This is a genomic window from Pseudooctadecabacter sp. (assembly GCF_020627745.1).
Lineage (GTDB): Bacteria > Pseudomonadota > Alphaproteobacteria > Rhodobacterales > Rhodobacteraceae > Octadecabacter.
On sequence record NZ_JAHDGE010000033.1, the window covers coordinates 1 to 19,364 of the forward strand.

The following is a 19,364-nucleotide window of genomic DNA, read 5'->3' on the forward strand; positions in this document are numbered from 1 at the left end:
GTGAAATGGCTTCTCGCCTCAACAGGTTAAGGGCAGGTGTACATACGCGGTGTGTACGGCCTGTGTACCGGTTGTGTACGGGATATGCCCGCCGTTTTCAGGCAGTCTTAACGCGGGCTGCGTTTTGCCAAAATCCGTTGCAAGGTCCGCCGGTGCATGTTCAACCGCCGCGCCGTTTCAGACACATTGCGGTCGCACAATTCATAGACCCGCTGGATATGTTCCCACCGCACCCTATCGGCTGACATCGGGTTTTCCGGCGGGGGTGGCAGCTCATCATCCTTCGACAAAAGCGCATTCATCACGTCCGCCGCATCCGCCGGTTTTGACAGGTAATCCGTCGCCCCGATCTTCACCGCAGCCACCGCCGTTGCGATGGCGCCGTACCCTGTCAGAACCACGATCCGGCTTTCCGGTCTGCGTTCGCGCAACGTCTCAACCACGTCCAGTCCGGTGCCGTCCTCAAGCCGCAGATCAACCACCGCATAGGCCGGCGGACGCGCCGTCGCGATCGCCTTGCCGGCGGCAACAGACTCGGCCGTTTCCACTGCAAATCCACGTTTTTCCATGGCTTTCGCCAGACGCCGCAAAAACGGTTCGTCGTCATCCACAAGCAACAGGGATGCGTCGTCGCCAATCGGTTCGAGTTCCATAGCCTTACCCTTCAATGTTGCCAAAGAGGTAGCGCCGCGGACCCCGTCGGTCAAACCGCCGCGTCAACTTGCCGTCTCTGCAGCCTCAACAAAGCACGAAAGGCTTTCGGCCATCTGCTCCGGCGTGACATCGCGACGGTAGAATTCCTGAAAACCGGCCTCGGGAAAAACGAGGTATGACATGGTCGTATGATCGACGAGGTAATATTCATCCTCGCTGTCTTGCTTGGCATAATACGTCCGGTACGCCTGCGAAGCCCCGCGCACCTGTTCAGGTGATCCTGTCAGCCCGATCATCCGGTCATGAAAATTGTCCGTAAAGTCCCGGACAACATCCACCGTGTCCCGTTCAGGATCAATGGAGATAAACACCGGCGTCACCTCAACCCCTTGTTCATCAAGGATATTCACTGCCTGAGCATTGCGTTGAACGTCCAACGGGCACACGTCAGGACAAAAGGTATACCCGAAATAGATCAACGTCGGTCCGGTGATCACATCCGCGTCTGTCACGGTCTCACCATCCTCGCGGACCAACTCGAACGGACCACCAATCGCCCCGCCCGCAGCCTGCGACGCACGGCATTGCGCAAACGCTTCCTGAGGTCCGCCCATCTGTGTCGCGGCAAACGTGCCCCCCAGCAAAGCGACGACAACCGCACCGGCGGCAATGGCATAGGTCCTGGACATGAAACACCTTTTGAAAACTCTCGCGGTTGACGCCTAAGTATGCGCACCATGTTCAGGTGGGAAGTCACAACAGCGTAACAGGTCAAAATGGCGCAGACAGAACCGGATGTGTTCCAGAACAGCAAACGCAGCAACTGGCTGCGGATGCGGACACTTCTGGTGTTGCGCTGGTTTGCTGTGGCCGGTCAGGTCACTGCCGTTCTGGCCGCGCGTTATATCTATGATCTTGAACTGGAAATCGGGTTGATTGCCCTTGTGATCGGTGCGCCTGTCCTCGTCAACGTGGTGTCCTATTTCCTTTATCCCGAAAACCGCCGTCTGACCGAAGGTCAGGCCGATCTGCTGATCGGTTTCGACCTGCTGCAACTGGGCGTGCTGCTGTATCTGACGGGCGGCCTCAACAACCCGTTTGCCCTGCTTATCCTTGCGCCCATCACCGTCGCCTCGACCATCCTGCCTTTGCGCAGCACGCTGATCCTCGGCGGCACCGGTTTGGTGATTGTGACCGCCTTATGGTTCATCAACATCCCGATCATGACGCGAAACGGCGCCCCCCTGATCCTGCCTGATCTGTTCGTGTTCGGCTTCTGGCTGTCTTTGGTGATCGGGGTTGTTTTTGTGGGCATCTATGCGCGGCAGGTCACGCAGGAAACGCTGTCCATGGGGGAGGCGCTGGTGGCCACGCAAATGGCTCTCGCGCGCGAACAGAAACTGACCGACCTGGGTGGCGTTGTCGCTGCCGCCGCCCATGAACTTGGCACCCCTCTTGCCACGATCAAACTGGTCAGCAGTGAACTGATTGACGAACTGGAAGACAACGACGACTTGCGCGAAGACGCCCTTTTGATTCGCGAACAGGCGGATCGCTGTCGGGATATTCTGCGGTCTATGGGGCGCGCCGGAAAAGAAGATCATTTGCTGCGCTACGCGCCCATCGAAACCGTCATCCGCGAAGCCTGTGAACCGCATCTGGATCGCGGCAAACTCGTCCACATCCGGACGCGGCCCCCCGAAGACGGCCCGCTGCGTCAGCCTGATATCTTTCGACGCCCCGAAATCATTCACGGCATTCGGAACCTTGCCCAGAATGCAGTGGATTTTGCATCCTCCACCGTGCGCATCGACATCAGCTGGACGGCAGATGTCATCACTGTCCGCATCAGCGATGACGGTCCGGGGTTTTCCCAGTCGGTTCTGGGCCGGATCGGGGATCCGTTTGTGCGCAGCCGAAGATCGGGGGAGGACCGGCGACAGCGACCGGGTTACGAAGGGATGGGGCTTGGGCTGTTTATCGCAAAGACATTGCTGGAACGGTCCGGTGCCAGCCTTGGCTTTGCCAACGGCGGCGCGCGGGCGCTGTCCGGCCTGCGGGGCGGTGCAATCGTCAGCGCCGAATGGCCCCGCCCCGCAATCGAGGCAACGTCCGAAACCAGCCGTGGTGCCTTGGGCGAGAACACACCCATTACCTAAATCTTAACCGCAAATTAACTAAACTGAACAATCCTGAACTCCGCTGAGTCGGAGGACGTTTTCATGCAGCAGGACCCAATCGTCATCGTCGGTGCGCTGCTGCTGGGCAGCGCGGCTGCTTTGGCGTTGATTGGTATCTGGCTGATGCAAACGCGGCCGACAGCAATTTTGGGTCGCAGCCTCATGCAGGAGGCCGAAGGATCCGTCACCTTCCTGTTCGATGACGAACATCTGCTTGATGCCACACCGCGTGCCTATGCCTTGCTGAAAAGCGCCCAAAACGGACGGTCGGATTGGGAGACATTTCTTGGCCTGCTGTCCGCCCGGTTTCCCCATCTGCGGTCGCAGTTGGGGGATTTGGCCCTGCAAGGCCACAAGAAAATCGCACCCGAGGATGATCAACCGGGGTGGATCGACGCTGAGTTCTGGCACGGGGTTGCGCGGTTGACGCTGGTTCAGGACAAGGACCGCCCCGACCAGACGATTGATCCGTTGACCGCAAATGCCATCGAACATGAACTCGAAACACTTCGCGGCATTGGTGAGGATTCACCGCAGCTTATCTGGAAACGCGACGCAGAAGGCGTGCTGGTCTGGGCCAACCGCGCCTACATCGAACTTAGCGAAACGATCTTTCCGCTGGCTGACGATGAAATCCGGCCATGGCCACCGCAGGAGATTTTCAAGGATGCACCCAAACCTGTCGGCAGTGCGCCTGTTATCGAAATGCACCGTATCGATTTTTCTGACCATTCATCCCCGACCTACTATGAAGTCAGCAGCCAGAAACGCGGGACGGAAACGATCCATTTTGCCGTTGATGCAACCGCCGTCGTGACCGCGCAGGACGCCCAGCGCAATTTCGTCCAGACGCTGACGAAAACATTCGCGCAGCTGTCCGTCGGGTTGGCGATTTTCAACGCAGAGCGTCGCCTGGTCCTCTTCAACCCCGCGCTGGTCGACCTGACAGACCTGCCCCCCGATTTCCTGATCGGGCGTCCAACGCTGTTTGCCTTTCTGGACAGGCTTCGGGATGGCCAGATGATGCCGGAGCCGAAAAACTATGCCTCCTGGCGCGACAATATGATGGAACTGGAATCCGCCGCCGAAGAGGGGAATTATCATGAAAGCTGGCTTTTGCCCAATGGTCAGACGTTCCGCGTCTCAGGCAAACCCCATCCCGACGGCGCAATTGCGTTTCTGATTGAAGACATCAGCGACGAAATCTCGCTGACCCGCAAATTCCGTTCACAGATCAACGTCAGCTCGGCGGTTCTCGACAATCTGACGTCCGCGGTCGCCGTGTTTTCGTCATCCGGCGCGATGATCATGGCCAACGCCGCCTATCACGCCCTTTGGGGGGGTGATGAGGAAGGCGTCCTTGCCAGTCGCGATTTCGATGAGGAATTGAAAGTCTGGCAGGGCGTGGCCTCCCCGTCGCCCCTTTGGGTCAAACTGAACGAGGCTGTCCTGCGCGGCAACAGCGATATGGTCTGGGACGACACCGTCAGACTGAACGATGATATCGAACTTGCATGTCAGTACGCCACCCTGCCGGACGGGCATCACCAGATTACCTTCAATCAGTTCACGGCTGGCGCGGACCGGTCCGAAGCCCCGTCCCTGCTGCGCGACAGATCATCACGGAAAATGTCCGGCTGATTGCCCTTGCGGGTTCACGGCCAGCCCTTAATGATGGGGCATGACATCCAGCCAAGCCCATATTTCGCTTCCTGACGCCGGCGCAACAGATGCCCTTGGCGCGGCGCTTGCGAGGGTGGCCGAACGCGGCGACTGCATCTTGCTTAGCGGCCAGATCGGGGCCGGAAAATCGGCCCTCGCACGGGCGTTCATCCGCACCCTTCTGGGGCCGGATACAGAGGTGCCATCGCCCACCTTCACGCTTGTCCAGACGTACGAACATTCCGATTTCGAAATCTGGCACGCCGATCTTTATCGGCTGTCCGACACGCAAGAAGCGGTTGAACTTGGTCTGACAGATGCCTTTGCCACCGCCGTTTGTCTGATCGAATGGCCCGATCTTCTGGGCGATCTGGCGCCCGAAGATGCATTGCACATACATCTGACAGTCGATCCTTTGGCGCATGATGCTCTTTTGACGTTCGGGCCCCGATGGGCGGCCCGCGTCACGGATATTCTCGCACATGCGTGACAGTCAGATCACCGACTGGCTGTCAGGCCACGGCTGGTCCGGCTGGACGCGAAACCCTATCGCAGGCGATGCATCGGCGCGAAGATATGAACGCCTGTCCGGTCCAGACGGGGACACCGTTATCTTGATGGATGCGCCGCCGGAAACCTGCGGCAGTCAGGCAGCCTTCGTCACCGTTGCACGACACCTTCGGTCCCTCGGCCTTGCTGCGCCGGATGTTCTGGCAGAGGACCTTGAGGTCGGTGTTCTGATCCTCAGCGACCTCGGACAGGCCGATTTTGCGACGCATCTGGCGGTGCGCCCAGACGATGAAGGCGTGCTCTATGGCGCGGCCGTCGATGTTCTGCGTCGCCTGTCCGACCATCCTGCCCCTGATGGACTGCCCGTCATGACCCCGACAACCGGTGCCCAAATGCTGGCACCCGCTTTTGACTGGGCATTCACCGAAGCAAGCCCCGATCTTAAAGCCGACATCATGGACCAGATGACCCAACTTCTGGCTTCCGTCGATCCGCAGCCGGTTACACTGTCCTTGCGTGACTTTCACGCCGAAAACCTTATCTGGCGCGGCGGGTTAACGGGGGTCGACCGTGTCGGGCTTCTGGATTTTCAGGACGCGTTTGTCACCCACCCCACCTATGATCTGGCATCGCTGCTGCGCGATGCGCGGCGGGATGTGTCCGATGATTTGCTGAAAGATCTTCTTCGACGCCTTGATCCGTCGGGCGATGCGCGCGACCTTCGAAGGGCGTTTCACATCATGGCCGTCCAACGCAACCTGCGCATCCTCGGCATTTTTCACCGTCTCGCCAAGGTTGACGGCAAAACCCGCTACCTCGACTTTGTCCCGCGGGTCACAGCCCACCTTCATGCCGATCTGGCCCATCCGGCACTGGCAGACATCCGGCCCCTGATCCTTCGTTTCCTTCTGAAAGACACATCATGACGGCACCGACATCCATCCTGTTGTTTGCCGCCGGTCTGGGCACACGGATGGCCCCGCTTACAGATACGCAGCCGAAACCCATGGTCAGCGTGTCGGGCCGGCCCCTTCTGGATCACGCTTTGCAATTTGCGGACGGGCTTCGAAAGGTGGTCAACGTCCACTACAGGGCCGACCAGATCGAAACCTATCTGAACGGGTCCGGAATCGCCATTTCGGACGAACGCGATGGCCTGCGGGACACGGGCGGCGGTCTGAAAAAGGCCAGACCTCTCCTTGGCCCCTCGCCGGTCTTTACCATGAACACCGACGCTGTCTGGAAAGGCCCGAACCCCCTCGAACGTCTTGCCGCTGCATGGAACCCCGACAATATGGACGCCCTGATGCTGGTGATCCCCAAGGACAACGCCGTTGGACACACTGGCGAAGGCACCACAGGGTTCGATCTGGACGCCAACGGCATTTTGCACACAGGAACGCAGACCGTCTATTCCGGCGCGCAGATTATCAAGACCGACGGTCTGTCAGACATCGGAGATCAGGTATTTTCCATGTGGAAACTCTGGCAGCCCATGCTGGATGCCGGTCGGATGGCCGGGGTTCTGTACGACGGCCAATGGTGCGATGTGGGCCGCCCCGATTGTATCCCGCTGGCCGAAGACATGTTGAACGCGACTGATGTTTGATCCGCAAGACACCCCAAGGCTGTTTGCCGTTCCCTTGGGGCGGGACTTTTCGGAGGCCCTTTACGCAGGTCTGCGCAAACGGTTCACCACCATGTCCCCCGAAGACGTCGCGCGGTCTGAAATCTATGTAAATACCCGCCGGATGGCGCGGCGGCTGACGCAGCTTTTCCATCAGGGTGATGCCCTTCTGCTGCCGCGGATCCGGCTGGTCACCGACCTTGCCCAGGACCACCTGACCAGCGACGTCCCGCCCGCAATTGCACCACTGCGCCGCAAACTTGAGGTGGCGCAGCTGGTCAAGAAACTACTGCAGGCCGACCCGACCCTCGCCGCGCAAGAAGCCGCCTTCGATCTTGCCGAAAGCCTCGTTAACCTGATGAGCGAGATGCAGGGCGAAGGTGTCTCCCCCGACACGATCAAAACCCTCAATGTTGCCGACCAATCGGGCCATTGGGACCGCGCGTTGGAATTCGTCAATCTGGTGCAGGATTTCTTTCAGGATGACCGTCTTGATGCGGAAGGCCGCCAGCGGTTGGTCATCGAAAATCTGATTGCGCGCTGGGCGGACACGCCGCCCGATCATCCGGTCATTGTCGCAGGATCAACCGGATCACGCGGTGCGACCCATCTGTTCATGCAGGCCGTCGCACGGCTGCCGCAAGGCGCGATTATCCTGCCCGGTTACGACACGGATATGCCGGACCATGTCTGGGACATGCTGGATGCGGACCGCGGGGGTGAGGACCATCCCCAGTTCCGTTTCAAGACATTGTGCACCGCGCTGGATGTTCACCCGAACACCGTCCCCCTCTGGCACGACGCGGCCCCGGCTTTGTCTGCGCGGACACGACTTGTGTCCTTGTCGTTGCGGCCCGCACCGGTGACGCACCAATGGATCGACGACGGACCGGACCTGACCGATCTGGAGGATGCGACCGCATCCATGACCATGATCGAAGCCCCGACCCCGAGGGCAGAGGCCGACGCCATCGCGACCCGGCTGCGTCAGGCGGTTGAGGACGGGCAAACGGCGGCCCTGATATCCCCCGACCGGATGCTGACCCGTCAGGTGACGGCGGCACTGGACCGGTGGGACATCAAACCGGACGACAGCGCGGGCCTGCCGTTGCAACTCTCCGCGCCCGGGCGGTTCCTGCGACACGTGGCCGACTTGATGAGCGAACCTCTCGATGCGGAACGGCTTTTGGTCATCTTGCGTCACCCGCTGACAAATTCGGCCAGCGCCCAGAACCGCCACGCCCTGCACACCAATGATCTGGAACTGCGCCTGCGCCGCTACGGGCCGGCCTTTCCCACCGCCGACAGTCTGGCGGAATGGGCGACGAAAACCTCGGACAGGCACCCCGACCGGATCGGCTGGACCGAATGGGTGTCCAGATGTGTCGCCCGACCAAACGTGGCCGACGCCCACCTTTCCGATCATGTCAGAACCCACCTGACGATCGCGGTCCTGCTCGCCGCCGGACCCGATGGTGAGGGGACAGGCGAACTCTGGCGGCAAGCGGCGGGCCGCGAAGCCTTCCGTGTGATGACCGAACTGCAAACCCATGCTGAGGCGGGTGGCACAATGACCGCCACGGAATACCGCCGTCTTGCCAGTTCCGTTCTGGCAGCTGGCGAAGTCCGCGACCGCGACACCGGCCACCCCGGCGTCCTGATCTGGGGCACGTTGGAAGCCCGCGTTCAATCTGCGGACCTTGTGATCCTCGCAGGCCTCAACGAAGGCACATGGCCAGAGGCGCCGACCCCTGATCCATGGCTCAACCGGCCCCTGCGCAAAGAGGCGGGGTTGCTGTTGCCCGAACGCCGGATCGGCCTGTCTGCCCACGACTACCAACAAGCAGTCTGCGCGCGTGAGGTGATCCTGTCCCGCGCTGTCAGATCGGACGAGGCGGAAACCGTCCCCAGCCGTTGGGTCAACCGTCTGACCAATCTGTTGGGGGGGCTGATCGACCAAGGCGGCCCGGAATGTTTGAAGGCGATGCGCCAGCGGGGGGACCACTGGATCACCCTTGCCGAAACCATTGCCGCCCCGTCCTTCGCCACAAAACCCGCGCCACGGCCATCCCCGGCCCCACCGGCGGACGCGCGTCCCGATCAACTGTCTGTCACCCAGATCAAAACCCTGATCCGCGATCCCTATGCGATCTATGCCCGCAAGGTTCTGGGCCTAAACGTCCTTGATCCGTTGGCCCAATCCGCAGACGCCCCCCTGCGCGGCATCATTGTGCACAAGGTCCTTGACCGTTTCATCACACAAAAGATCGACCCTGCCAGCCCCAAAGCAGAGACGGAACTGATGGCCATAGCGGATGACGTTCTGGCCACCGAATGTCCCTGGCCCGCCATGCGCGCCTTGTGGCGTGCCCGTATCGCAGGATTTGCCGCGCACTTTCTGGCCGAAGAACAGGACCGCCAGACAGACACCCGAAACCTCGGCACCGAATTACAGGGCGAACAGCCCCTCAGCCGCGTGCCGTTCACGCTGACCGGAACAGCCGACCGCATTGATCTGGATGCTGACGGGGAGGCGCTGATCTACGACTACAAGACCGGCACCGTCCCCAGCGAAAAACAACAGCTGCATTTTGACAAACAGCTTCTGCTTGAGGCCGCGATGGTGGAAAAAGGTGCGTTCAAGAATGTGCCCGCCGTGCGCACAAAGGCCGCCGTTTACATCGGCCTTGGTTCAACCCTCAAGAACCAGCGCGCCCCGTTGAACAAAGCACCCGCGATGGAAACCTGGGACCGCTTCGAAGGACTTATTGCCAAATGGATGGACCCTGCCAAGGGTTACACCTCTCGGTCCGCCAATGAAACGACGCGGTTTGAGGGCCCCTACGACCACCTTGCCCGCTACGGCGAATGGGACGAAACATCTGACGCCGTGGCAGAGGACATGACATGATCCAAAACGATGCCACGCGCCGCCAGATTGAGGCCGCCGATCCGACGCTGTCCACATGGCTGTCGGCCAATGCAGGCTCAGGCAAGACCCGCGTTCTGACCGACCGCGTGGCGCGGCTGTTGCTGGCGGGGACCAAGCCCGAAAACATTCTGTGCCTGACCTACACCAAGGCCGCCGCGTCCGAGATGCAGAACCGCCTGTTCCAGCGTCTGGGTGAATGGGCGATGATGCCGCCCGACCGACTGCGCCGCGACCTCAAAGACCTCGGGATCGCGGCGTCGATTGATCACACCTACATCGCCATGGCCCGCACCCTCTTTGCGTCTGCCATCGAAACGCCGGGCGGTCTGAAAATCCAGACGATCCACTCGTTTTGTGCAGGCATCCTGCGGCGCTTTCCGCTGGAGGCTGAGGTCAGCCCGCAATTCAAGGAAATGGAAGACCGCGCCGCCCAGCTTTTGCGCGAAGAGGTGTTGGACGATATGGCCACCGGCCCGGACGCCGCCGCGCTTGCCACATTTGCAGGGCACTATACGGGGGCAGAGGTCGGCGCGTTCCTCGCCTCTGTTACGGCGCGCAAATCCATCCTGTCGAAACCGCTGGACGAAGATCATCTGATCCGGACCCTTGGCCTGACCCACGGGATTGATCCCACAGCCGCCCTTAAGATCGCGTTCATCGGAGGAGAGGCGGACCTTGCGCAGGATTTGCTGGATGCCGCGCCCAATGCCCCTGCTTCTTATGTGACTTTTGCCAAGAACCTTGTTGCGCTGAATTTGTCGTCCCCGGATATGGACACGCTGAACGCACTCTTCGACGCATTCCTGACGTCCGCCGGGGAGCGGCTCAAATGGCCCCGTGCCAACCACAAATCCGCGTGGACCGCATTTGAAGACCTGCTGGACGATATGTTCGCATGGATGGACCGTGTGGCGGACGCCTGGGATTACCTTAACGCCATTTCTGCCTTTCACAAAACCAAGGCGCTTTATACCTTCGCCACGCCCTTCATCGACCGGTACGAGGCCAAGAAACTTCAACGCGGCGCGCTGGATTTTGACGACCTGATCGGCAAGGCCAAAGCCCTGTTGCAGGATCCTGCCGTTGCTCAATGGGTGCTGTTTCGACTGGACGGTGGCGTCGACCACGTGCTGGTGGATGAGGCGCAGGACACCTCCCCCGATCAATGGGATATCGTGCGGCTTCTGACGCAGGAATTTTCAACGGGCGAAGGGGCCAACCCCGACCGGGAACGCACCGTTTTTGTGGTGGGTGATAAGAAACAGTCGATCTATTCATTCCAAGGGGCCGACCCCGAAGGCTTTGACCGGATGCGGGAATATTTCGCGGAGGAATTGTCAAAGGTCCGCAAGACCCTGCAAAAGACCGAACTGGAATACTCCTTCCGGTCGTCTGCCGCCGTGCTGCAATTTGTCGATCAGACATTCACCGGCGACATGGCCGATGGGTTGGACACGCGCATCAACCATCTTGCGTTCAAGGACGACATGCCCGGCCGTGTCGATGTCTGGCCGGTGATTGAACCGTCCAAGTCAGATGATGACCGCGAATGGGATGACCCTGTGGACCTCAAGGGCGACACCAACCACCAAGTCATCCTCGCCCGCACCATCGCGGCTGAGATCAAACGCATGATCAGCGACGAAACGCTGCCTGTGAAAGGACGCGACGATACAGACTGGGGCCGCCGCAAAATCACGCCCGGCGATATCCTGATCCTTGTGCAGCGCCGGTCCGACATTTTCGGGGAAATCATTGCCGCCTGCAAAGCCGCCGGCCTTGATATCGCCGGTGCCGACCGGTTGAAGCTGGGCGGTGAACTGGCGGTCAAGGACATCTCTGCTTTGTTGCAATTTCTGTCTTTGCAGGATGATGACCTGTCGTTGGCTTCGGCGCTCAAATCACCACTGTTCGGGTGGTCGGAACGCGATCTGTATCACCTCGCCCAGCCCCGCCCCAAGGGTCAGACCTTGTGGGAGGCGTTGCGTACGTCGGGCAGACACGACGCGACCCTTTCTGTGCTGACCGACCTGCGGAACCAATCCGATTTTCTGCGCCCCTATGATCTGATCAACCGCCTGCTGATCCGCCACAAAGGGCGCAAAAACCTGATTGCGCGGCTGGGGCATGAGGCCGAAGACGGCATCGACGCGCTGCTGTCGCAAGCGCTGGGCTACGAACAATCGGCGGTGCCGAGCCTGACCGGATTTCTCAGCTGGCTGCAAACCGAAGACGTCACCGTCAAACGCCAGATGGACAGCGCGGGTGACCGCATCCGTGTGATGACGGTCCATGGTGCCAAGGGGCTTGAGGCACCCATCGTCATCCTGCCCGACACCACCAAACGAAAACGAGAGGTGAAGGGTGACTTCCTGATCCGCGACACCAGCGTTTTCTGGAAACCAAAGTCCGCCCAAATGCCCGCGGTTCTGACAGCCGTGAAAGACGACATGCTGGATGCACAGGATCGCGAACGGCGCAGGTTGCTGTACGTGGCCCTGACGCGGGCGGAAAACTGGCTGATCGTCGCCGCGGCTGGGGATACTGGAAAGGACGCAAACGACAGTTGGCACGCCACAGCCCTTGGTGCGATGACCCACCTAGACGCGGTTGATCTGGACACGACCATCGGCACCGGCAAACGGTTCAGTCGCTGGAATTGGGACGCGGGACAGATGGTCCAGCCATCGCAGACCAAGACAGCCGCCACCCTGACCCCCGCCTTTGGCGCACAGATCCCACCGATCCCTGACCGCCCGACGACCCTGTCCCCATCCGACCTTGGCGGCGCCAAAATCCTGCCCGGTGAGACCCATACCGACGACAGCGATGCGGCCCTCGCATACGGTCGCCTGATCCATCTTCTGCTTGAGGTTTTGCCAGACGTTGACCCCGCTGAGCGCGCCACGATTGCGCACTCGCTCATTTCCAACCAGCCGGATACCGGCCTGATCGACGACACCGACGCCCTTTTGGCTGAGGCGATGGAGGTTCTGAACGATCCCGCCCTTGCCTGGGTGTTTCAGGACGCATTGGTCGAGGTGCCAATCTCCGCCAACCTCCCTCACCTTGGCCCGTATCGGACATTTGGCCTGATCGACCGCCTGTTGGTGACCGACACAGAGGTTATCGCCGTCGATTACAAATCCAACCGCGCTGCGCCAGCCACGCCGGAACACACCCCTGACGGACTGGTCCGCCAGATGGCGGCCTACCGCGATGCGTTGCGATTGATCTACCCAAGCCACCGAATTCGCACGGTTCTTTTGTGGACGAAAACGCGGACGACCACAGAACTGCCTGATGCGATCCTCGACGCTGCTCTCAAAGGTGTGACCACGCCTTGACGGCCCCCCATGTCGCCCATACGTTCCGACCTCAATCGAACATTCAGGAGCAGAGCCGATGGCCACCGTAGCAGTAACAGACGCAACCTTTGACGCCGAAGTGCGCCAGTCCGACATCCCAGTCGTCGTGGACTTCTGGGCAGAGTGGTGCGGCCCCTGCAAACAGATCGGCCCCGCTTTGGAAGAACTGTCCGCTGAAATGGACGGCAAGGTTAAGATCGTCAAAGTAAACGTGGACGAAAACCCCAATTCTCCTGCCCAGATGGGCGTGCGCGGCATTCCAGCGCTGTTCATGTTCAAAGACGGTGAAGTCGTGTCCAACAAAACAGGTGCTGCGCCGAAAGCCGCGCTGCAGGGCTGGATCGAAGAAAGCATCTAAGAGATTGAATTTGTTATAAAGGGCGTCCCACACGGGGCGCCCTTTTGCGTTGCAGCCTTGCAGGGCGCGCCCCGCGCCGCCATATAAATTCAAAGCAAAGGTAGGACAGGACATGACAACAATTATCGGTGTGCGCAAAGGGGGCGACGTCGTCATCGCGGGTGATGGACAGGTTTCCGTCGGCCAAACCGTGATGAAAGGCACCGCCCACAAGGTGCGGCGGTTGTCGCCCGGTGGAACTGACGTGATCTGCGGCTTCGCCGGATCAACGGCCGATGCCTTCACCTTGCTTGAACGGCTAGAGAAAAAGCTTGAGGCGACGCCCGGCCAGCTTGCCCGTGCCTCCGTTGAACTGGCGAAGGACTGGCGCACCGACAAGTACCTGCAAAAGCTTGAAGCGATGTTGATTGTCAGCGATGGCAAGGACCTGTTCGTCATCACCGGCGCCGGTGACGTTCTGGAACCCGAACACGATGTGACCGCCATCGGGTCGGGCGGCAACTACGCGCTGGCCGCGGGTCGTGCGATGATGGATCAGGACCTTGACGCCGAAACCATCGCGCGTCGGGCCATGGCCATCGCCGCCGACATCTGCGTCTACACCAACGGCAATCTTACCGTGGAAAGCATGACACATGACTGACCTCACCCCCCGCGAAATCGTCTCCGAACTTGACCGGTTCATCATCGGCCAGAAGGACGCCAAGCGCGCCGTCGCTGTGGCCTTACGCAACCGCTGGCGGCGCAAGCAGCTGGGCGATGATCTGCGCGATGAGGTTTACCCCAAGAACATCCTGATGATCGGCCCCACCGGCGTGGGCAAAACCGAAATCTCCCGTCGTCTGGCGAAACTCGCCCGCGCGCCCTTCATCAAGGTCGAGGCGACAAAGTTCACCGAAGTGGGCTACGTCGGGCGTGACGTTGAACAGATCATCCGTGATCTGGTCGAAGCGGCCATTGTCGAAACCCGCGACTATATGCGGGACGACGTCAAACAAAAGGCGCATGAGGCCGCAGAAGAGCGTGTCATCACCGCCATCGCAGGCGAAGATGCGCGATCTGGCACGCGCGACATGTTCCGCAAAAAGCTCAAGACCGGTGAATTGGACGACACAATCATCGAACTGGAGCTAACCGACAATTCCTCCCCCCTTGGCGGGATGGAGATTCCCGGCCAGCCCCCCGGCATGGGTGGCATGGATCTGGGCGCGATGTTCGGCAAGGCGTTCGGCGGGCGCACCGTCCGCAAGAAAGTCACTGTCGCCGCCAGTTACGATCTGCTGATCGCGGATGAGGCGGACAAACTGCTGGACGACGAAACAGTCACCAAAAAGGCGCTTGAGGCGGTTGAACAAAACGGCATCGTCTTTCTGGATGAGATCGACAAGGTTTGCCGGAACGCTGATGCCCGTGGTGCCGATGTGTCCCGCGAAGGGGTGCAGCGCGATCTGTTGCCGCTGATCGAAGGCACGACCGTCAGCACCAAACACGGGTCTGTCAAAACCGACCATATCCTGTTCATCGCCAGCGGCGCGTTCCACATCGCCAAACCGTCCGATCTGTTGCCCGAACTGCAGGGCCGTTTGCCGATCCGTGTCGAACTCCGCGCCCTGACAGAAGATGATTTTGTCCGCATCCTGACGGAAACCGACAACGCGCTCACCCGCCAGTACACCGCCCTTATGGGAACCGAGGAAGTGACCGTGTCCTTCACCGACGATGGCATCGCCGCCCTTGCCCGTATTGCGGCTGAGGTGAACGAAAGCGTCGAAAACATTGGCGCGCGGCGGCTCTATACGGTCATGGAACGGGTGTTCGAGGACCTCAGCTTTACGGCCCCTGACCGATCCGGTGACGTGATCGACGTGAATGCGGCCTTTGTCGAAGAACACTTGGGCGAACTGAGCCGGTCCACCGACCTGAGCCGGTATGTGCTTTAGGGGTTTCCCCGAAACGCCAATCCGTTCAACAAGACCGGATGAGTGATAGTGGCTATCTGACCTTTATCAAACACAACGCGCCCTTCCTTGCGACGGGCGCGTTGTTGTCGTTTCTCAGCAGTTTTGGACAGACGTTCTTCATTTCCATCTTCGGGGGCGAAATTCGCGAAAGTTACGGTCTGACAAACGGCGAATGGGGCGTGATCTATATGATCGGCACCGGGGCATCCGCGGCGGTGATGGTTTTTGCAGGGGGCTTGGCGGACAGGTTTCGCGTGCGGCAACTGGGCATCACTGTGGTCTTGCTATTGGGGCTGTCCTGCCTGCTGATGGCATTCAACCCGATTGCCGCTGCCCTGCCTTTCGTTGTCTTTGTTTTGCGATTTTTCGGCCAAGGGATGACGACCCATGTGGCCACCGTGGCCATGGCCCGCTGGTTTGTCGCCACACGGGGCCGTGCGTTGGCCGTGGCCGCAATGGGCTTTATGCTGGGTGAGGCAACGTTGCCGCTGTTTATGGTCTGGCTGAAATCCCACATCGACTGGCACCTGATCTGGGTCGGTTGTGCGCTGTTCTGCGTGGCCATGGCCCCTGTCCTTTACGGGTTCCTTCGGTTGGAGCGCACGCCGCAGTCCGTTGCCGACGAAGACCAGTCCACTGGCCTGTTCGGAAAACACTGGACCCGCGCCGATGCCCTGCGTCATCCGTTGTTCTGGGCCATGGCCCCGGCTGTGATGTCTTTCTCAGGTTTCGGGACCGCGTTCTGGTTCCATCAGGTCCACTTTGCCGAGGTTAAGGGCTGGTCTCACCTTGCCCTTGTGGCGGTTTTTCCGTTGGGCACAATCACCCTGTTCGCATCAACAATCCTGTTTGGCTGGCTGGTTGACCGTTTGGGTGCCGTGCGGCTTTTGCCGTTTTATCTTATCCCCTATGTGGCCGCCTTTATCCTGCATTGGTACGCGCCGTCCTTGGGGTGGACCGCCGTCGCAATCATCCTGATGGGGGCGGCTGGCGGGGGTCAGGCCACGTTGCTTAATGCCTGCTGGGCTGAGTTTTTCGGCACGTTGCATTTGGGATCCATCAAGGCCGCAACCACTGCGTTGATGGTGCTGGGTTCAGCGCTTGGCCCCGGTGTGTCTGGTTGGCTGATTGACCAAGGCATCGGGTTCGAGGTTCAGATGCTGGGCTATGCGGCGACCTTCGCGATTGCCGCACTTTTGCTGCTTTATCCCGTGGCACTTGCCAGACGGTCAGCGGCTGCGGCGTAGATAAACGTAGTAGGCCCCGCCGCCACCGTGGCGGATATGCGCCTCTGTTACCTGCAACACCAAACCGCCCAAGGGCGCCATGGCCAGCCACTGGGGCACCTGATGACGCAACACGCCGAACTTCGTCGGAATAGGGCCCCCGTCATCACGGTTTTTGCCCTTGCCGGTGATCACCAAAACCAACCGATGCCCCATCGACGCAGATCGCAGAATAAACCCCGTCAACGCGGGATGCGCCTGCGCCAAGGTCATGCCGTGCAAATCGATCCGCGCCTCAGGCTTCAGCTTGCCACGGCGCAACCGGCCATAGGCTTTTTGATCCATCTGGACAGGTGCCGCGCGCAACTGCTGACCCAGCGACGGCAACAGATCGTGGTCGGCAGAATGATCAACGCGTTCTCCAACCTTGAACGCTGGAAGGGGGCGCGACTGCGGCGCGCCCTTAACGTCGGGCTTTTTAGGGGCAGGGCGAACGGCCTTCGCGCGCGGCTTGTCCAAAGGCTCCGCCCGTTTTGCCACCAAATCCCACAACGCGCGCTCTTCGGAAGACAGATGGCGCGGGCGTTTCATTCAATCACATCCGGCAAAAGCGCATAGGCCGCCTGCAGCGGCATCAAGACAACCATGCGGCCGCCATCCTTGATGCGGCCCGCGGCCTGTCCGGCATCGTCGCCGGTGCCAAAGAAAATGTCGGCCCGTTGAGACCCCTTGATCGCCGACCCCGTGTCCTGCGCCACCATCAACCGGTTCAACGGATCACGCCCCTGCTTTTCGATCCAGACAGGCGCGCCAAGGGGCACATAGGCCGGATCAACAGCCACGGTGCGCATCGTTGTCACAGACCGGTTCATCGCGCCAAGCGGGCCCTTGTCCGCCGGAACCTCATTCACCTCACGAAAGAAAACAAAGCTTTCATTGGCCCAAAGCAACTGCCGTCCGACCGCCCCGTTGGCGCGCACCCAGTTGCGGATCACATCTGCGGATACCTGATGGGGCTGGTACACACCGCGTTCGACCAAAGCCAAACCTACGGACGAATACTCACGCCCGTTGGCCCCGCCATATCCCACACGCAACCAGCCGCCGGTGTCCAGTTTCACACGCCCCGATCCCTGAACCTGCAGGAAAAACACATCAACAGGGTCGTCTATCCACGCAATCTCAAGGCCCTGTCCGTCAAAGACGGCACCCTCTTCGATCTCTCGTCTGGAATATTCCCCCGGATTTGCAGGCAGACGGTACAGGGGGTACTGATACGGCCCGCCACGGGTCAAAGACCCCCGCAACTCGGGTTCGAAATAGCCGGTGAACAGCGCGTCCTGCCCGTCATCAATCTGGACGGGCGTGAAAAACCGTTCAAAGAAATCCCGCGCTTCCTGTCCCTGACCGGCCACATCACACAGCGCCGCCCAAGACGGGTCGCGCATGTCACCACAGGTGCTTAGAAAAACCTCAAGCGCCATCTGGTGATCGTCGTCTGCCCAACCGGCAAGGTCATCAAACTGCAAAAGTTGATAGCTGGGTTGGGCCATGGCCGCCTCCGCCGCAAACACCGACAGCCCGAAGGCTGCCGCGCGCAGGATCATTCGCCCGTGGCGACGAGGAACCAATTCGGATCGCCGGTGCCCATCGTGCGGCCGAACGTCCAGACGTCGCGTTGTTTCTTAACATCCGTTGGCGATCCTTCGATCAGATCACCGCCCTTGTCGTAGACGGCCGACGTGGTTTCCGCGATGAAGCGGACCGAAATCTCGGCCTCTTTGGTGACATCGTCAAACGTCGCATCCACAAGCGTGGTTTCCGAAATACCGACAAAGGTGAAATCCACGCTCAGCCCGTTTGCCTCTCGCGCTTCGACAACGCCGGCAAAAGCCTCATAGACGTCATCGGACAGGAACGGTTTGATCTCGGCCAGATCACCCTTTTCGAACCCTGTCAAAATCATCTCGTATGCACCGCGTGCGCCACGCAGAAATTCCCGCACGTTGAATGTCCGGTCCGCGGATTTCATCGCAGTCAGGGCCGTCGCTGCATCACTGTCGGCATCCACATAATCGGTCACGTCGGGGTCCGGTCCGCCTTCGATCACGTCGAATTCAGGGGTAGACCGGCGCGACTGCGCAGGGGCCTGCACTTGAGGCTTCTCGAACCCTTCGCGTGTTCCCAGCACGCTGCGCAACCGCAGAATCAGGAAAATCGCAATTCCGGCAAGCACCAGAAGCTGAAGAATGGGCGAATTCATGGATGTTTCTTTCCAATAAGTGGTAACGAAGCCTTACCAGCCTTATGTAGGGTTGGGGGTGGTCCGAGTCCACCGTCACCCCCGTGATTCATTGTCTCACCGGAGGGCACATGCTGCTTCTATTGCTTTTCATCGGCATTCCATTGCTCGAAATCACGTTGTTCATCCAGGTGGGTGGCGCAATCGGGTTGGGCTGGACGTTGGCCATTGTCGTTCTGACAGCCATTCTGGGGGCCTGGATGGTCCGCAGTCAGGGCGCGCAGGCGATGTTGAACCTGCGGTCGTCGTTTTCCAGTTTGCAGGACCCGACGGAACCCTTGGCCCATGGCGCAATGATCCTGTTTTCCGGCGCATTGCTGCTGACGCCCGGATTTTTCACGGATTTTGTGGGCTTTGCCCTGCTTGTCCCTGCCGTTCGGTCGGCGGTGTACCGGCACCTGAAATCCCGCGTCAAAATCCACGCATTTCAAATGGGGCCGGAGGGCGCACCTTCCGGCACAGCACACCGCCACCCCCAAGACCGCGTCATTGACGGTGAATTTGAAGAAATTGATACACAGAATCCGCCACAAAGCGGCCCGTCCGGCTGGACGAAACATTGAGGCGGCCCAACTTGCCTGATA

17 protein-coding genes are annotated in these 19,364 nt (G+C 60.1%); 12 read left to right on the plus strand and 5 right to left on the minus strand.

Features of this window, described 5'->3' with window-relative positions:
• Positions 1-107: 107 nt before the first annotated feature.
• Together QZ653_RS12045 and QZ653_RS12050 are read right to left on the minus strand one after the other, a co-directional pair.
• The gene (locus QZ653_RS12045; RefSeq protein ID WP_296420339.1) at positions 108-653 is read right to left on the minus strand and encodes an ActR/PrrA/RegA family redox response regulator transcription factor; all 546 of its coding nucleotides are present in this window, start codon (positions 651-653) and stop codon (positions 108-110) included.
• 63 nt (positions 654-716) lie between these two features.
• Positions 717-1,343 carry an SCO family protein gene (locus tag QZ653_RS12050; protein ID WP_296420340.1) on the minus strand — a complete coding sequence of 209 codons (627 nt, stop codon included), beginning with the start codon at positions 1,341-1,343 and terminating at the stop codon, positions 717-719.
• An 87-nt stretch (positions 1,344-1,430) separates the two neighbouring features.
• Between QZ653_RS12050 and regB the strand changes: the two genes are divergently transcribed.
• From regB to QZ653_RS12105, 11 genes are all read left to right on the plus strand, one after another.
• On the plus strand, positions 1,431-2,813 hold the full coding sequence (gene regB / locus QZ653_RS12055; RefSeq protein ID WP_296420341.1) for a sensor histidine kinase RegB: 1,383 nt from the start codon (positions 1,431-1,433) through the stop codon (positions 2,811-2,813).
• A gap of 63 nt (positions 2,814-2,876) precedes the next feature.
• Entirely contained in the window at positions 2,877-4,475 is a 1,599-nt protein-coding gene (locus tag QZ653_RS12060; protein ID WP_296420342.1) for a PAS-domain containing protein, read from the plus strand.
• A gap of 40 nt (positions 4,476-4,515) precedes the next feature.
• On the plus strand, positions 4,516-4,986 hold the full coding sequence (gene tsaE, locus QZ653_RS12065; RefSeq protein ID WP_296420343.1) for a tRNA (adenosine(37)-N6)-threonylcarbamoyltransferase complex ATPase subunit type 1 TsaE: 471 nt from the start codon (positions 4,516-4,518) through the stop codon (positions 4,984-4,986).
• Positions 4,979-5,932: an aminoglycoside phosphotransferase family protein gene (locus QZ653_RS12070; protein ID WP_296420344.1), complete on the plus strand. Its 954-nt coding sequence runs from the start codon at positions 4,979-4,981 to the stop codon at positions 5,930-5,932. The genes tsaE and QZ653_RS12070 overlap by 8 nt, the downstream gene beginning before the upstream one ends.
• Positions 5,929-6,615: a nucleotidyltransferase family protein gene (locus QZ653_RS12075; RefSeq protein WP_296420345.1), complete on the plus strand. Its 687-nt coding sequence runs from the start codon at positions 5,929-5,931 to the stop codon at positions 6,613-6,615. The genes QZ653_RS12070 and QZ653_RS12075 overlap by 4 nt, the downstream gene beginning before the upstream one ends.
• Complete coding sequence (gene addB, locus QZ653_RS12080; RefSeq protein WP_296420346.1) at positions 6,608-9,544, plus strand: double-strand break repair protein AddB; 2,937 nt, start codon at positions 6,608-6,610, stop codon at positions 9,542-9,544. The genes QZ653_RS12075 and addB overlap by 8 nt, the downstream gene beginning before the upstream one ends.
• Positions 9,541-12,912: a double-strand break repair helicase AddA gene (gene addA, locus QZ653_RS12085; RefSeq protein ID WP_296420347.1), complete on the plus strand. Its 3,372-nt coding sequence runs from the start codon at positions 9,541-9,543 to the stop codon at positions 12,910-12,912. The genes addB and addA overlap by 4 nt, the downstream gene beginning before the upstream one ends.
• Before the next feature lie 58 nt (positions 12,913-12,970).
• Positions 12,971-13,291: a thioredoxin gene (gene trxA / locus QZ653_RS12090; protein ID WP_296420348.1), complete on the plus strand. Its 321-nt coding sequence runs from the start codon at positions 12,971-12,973 to the stop codon at positions 13,289-13,291.
• Between the two features lie 112 nt (positions 13,292-13,403).
• Positions 13,404-13,934, plus strand: coding sequence for an ATP-dependent protease subunit HslV (gene hslV, locus QZ653_RS12095; protein WP_296420349.1), 531 nt, complete (start codon positions 13,404-13,406; stop codon positions 13,932-13,934).
• Entirely contained in the window at positions 13,927-15,231 is a 1,305-nt protein-coding gene (gene hslU, locus QZ653_RS12100) for an ATP-dependent protease ATPase subunit HslU (protein WP_296420350.1), read from the plus strand. The genes hslV and hslU overlap by 8 nt, the downstream gene beginning before the upstream one ends.
• Positions 15,232-15,269: 38 nt before the next feature.
• A complete protein-coding gene (locus tag QZ653_RS12105) occupies positions 15,270-16,499 on the plus strand; it encodes an MFS transporter (RefSeq protein WP_296420351.1) in 1,230 nt (409 codons plus the stop codon).
• Here QZ653_RS12105 and QZ653_RS12110 read toward each other — a convergent pair.
• From QZ653_RS12110 to QZ653_RS12120, 3 genes are read right to left on the minus strand one after another with little or no spacing between them, the layout of a single operon-like run.
• Positions 16,482-17,069, minus strand: coding sequence for a Smr/MutS family protein (locus QZ653_RS12110; RefSeq protein ID WP_296420353.1), 588 nt, complete (start codon positions 17,067-17,069; stop codon positions 16,482-16,484). The genes QZ653_RS12105 and QZ653_RS12110 overlap by 18 nt on opposite strands.
• Entirely contained in the window at positions 17,066-18,085 is a 1,020-nt protein-coding gene (locus QZ653_RS12115; protein ID WP_296420354.1) for a murein transglycosylase A, read from the minus strand. Before QZ653_RS12115 ends, QZ653_RS12110 begins: the two co-directional genes overlap by 4 nt.
• Complete coding sequence (locus tag QZ653_RS12120; RefSeq protein ID WP_296420355.1) at positions 18,082-18,741, minus strand: Tim44/TimA family putative adaptor protein; 660 nt, start codon at positions 18,739-18,741, stop codon at positions 18,082-18,084. The genes QZ653_RS12115 and QZ653_RS12120 overlap by 4 nt, the downstream gene beginning before the upstream one ends.
• A 110-nt stretch (positions 18,742-18,851) precedes the next feature.
• On the opposite strand from QZ653_RS12120, the gene QZ653_RS12125 reads away from it, so the two are divergent.
• Positions 18,852-19,343: an FxsA family protein gene (locus tag QZ653_RS12125; protein WP_296420356.1), complete on the plus strand. Its 492-nt coding sequence runs from the start codon at positions 18,852-18,854 to the stop codon at positions 19,341-19,343.
• The last annotated feature ends 21 nt before the right edge of the window (positions 19,344-19,364 follow it).

What these genes read in the sequence shown, in the direction of transcription:
- QZ653_RS12110 (WP_296420353.1), bottom strand. Translation starts at nt 17,069, where the DNA reads ATGAAACGCCCGCGCCATCTGTCTTCCGAAGAGCGCGCGTTGTGGGAT.
- QZ653_RS12070 (WP_296420344.1), top strand. Translation starts at nt 4,979, where the DNA reads ATGCGTGACAGTCAGATCACCGACTGGCTGTCAGGCCACGGCTGGTCC.
- QZ653_RS12120 (WP_296420355.1), bottom strand. Translation starts at nt 18,741, where the DNA reads ATGAATTCGCCCATTCTTCAGCTTCTGGTGCTTGCCGGAATTGCGATT.
- trxA (WP_296420348.1), top strand. Translation starts at nt 12,971, where the DNA reads ATGGCCACCGTAGCAGTAACAGACGCAACCTTTGACGCCGAAGTGCGC.
- QZ653_RS12105 (WP_296420351.1), top strand. Translation starts at nt 15,270, where the DNA reads ATGAGTGATAGTGGCTATCTGACCTTTATCAAACACAACGCGCCCTTC.
- QZ653_RS12050 (WP_296420340.1), bottom strand. Translation starts at nt 1,343, where the DNA reads ATGTCCAGGACCTATGCCATTGCCGCCGGTGCGGTTGTCGTCGCTTTG.
- QZ653_RS12115 (WP_296420354.1), bottom strand. Translation starts at nt 18,085, where the DNA reads ATGATCCTGCGCGCGGCAGCCTTCGGGCTGTCGGTGTTTGCGGCGGAG.
- hslU (WP_296420350.1), top strand. Translation starts at nt 13,927, where the DNA reads ATGACTGACCTCACCCCCCGCGAAATCGTCTCCGAACTTGACCGGTTC.
- QZ653_RS12075 (WP_296420345.1), top strand. Translation starts at nt 5,929, where the DNA reads ATGACGGCACCGACATCCATCCTGTTGTTTGCCGCCGGTCTGGGCACA.
- QZ653_RS12125 (WP_296420356.1), top strand. Translation starts at nt 18,852, where the DNA reads ATGCTGCTTCTATTGCTTTTCATCGGCATTCCATTGCTCGAAATCACG.
- QZ653_RS12060 (WP_296420342.1), top strand. Translation starts at nt 2,877, where the DNA reads ATGCAGCAGGACCCAATCGTCATCGTCGGTGCGCTGCTGCTGGGCAGC.
- addA (WP_296420347.1), top strand. Translation starts at nt 9,541, where the DNA reads ATGATCCAAAACGATGCCACGCGCCGCCAGATTGAGGCCGCCGATCCG.
- addB (WP_296420346.1), top strand. Translation starts at nt 6,608, where the DNA reads ATGTTTGATCCGCAAGACACCCCAAGGCTGTTTGCCGTTCCCTTGGGG.
- QZ653_RS12045 (WP_296420339.1), bottom strand. Translation starts at nt 653, where the DNA reads ATGGAACTCGAACCGATTGGCGACGACGCATCCCTGTTGCTTGTGGAT.
- tsaE (WP_296420343.1), top strand. Translation starts at nt 4,516, where the DNA reads ATGACATCCAGCCAAGCCCATATTTCGCTTCCTGACGCCGGCGCAACA.
- hslV (WP_296420349.1), top strand. Translation starts at nt 13,404, where the DNA reads ATGACAACAATTATCGGTGTGCGCAAAGGGGGCGACGTCGTCATCGCG.
- regB (WP_296420341.1), top strand. Translation starts at nt 1,431, where the DNA reads ATGGCGCAGACAGAACCGGATGTGTTCCAGAACAGCAAACGCAGCAAC.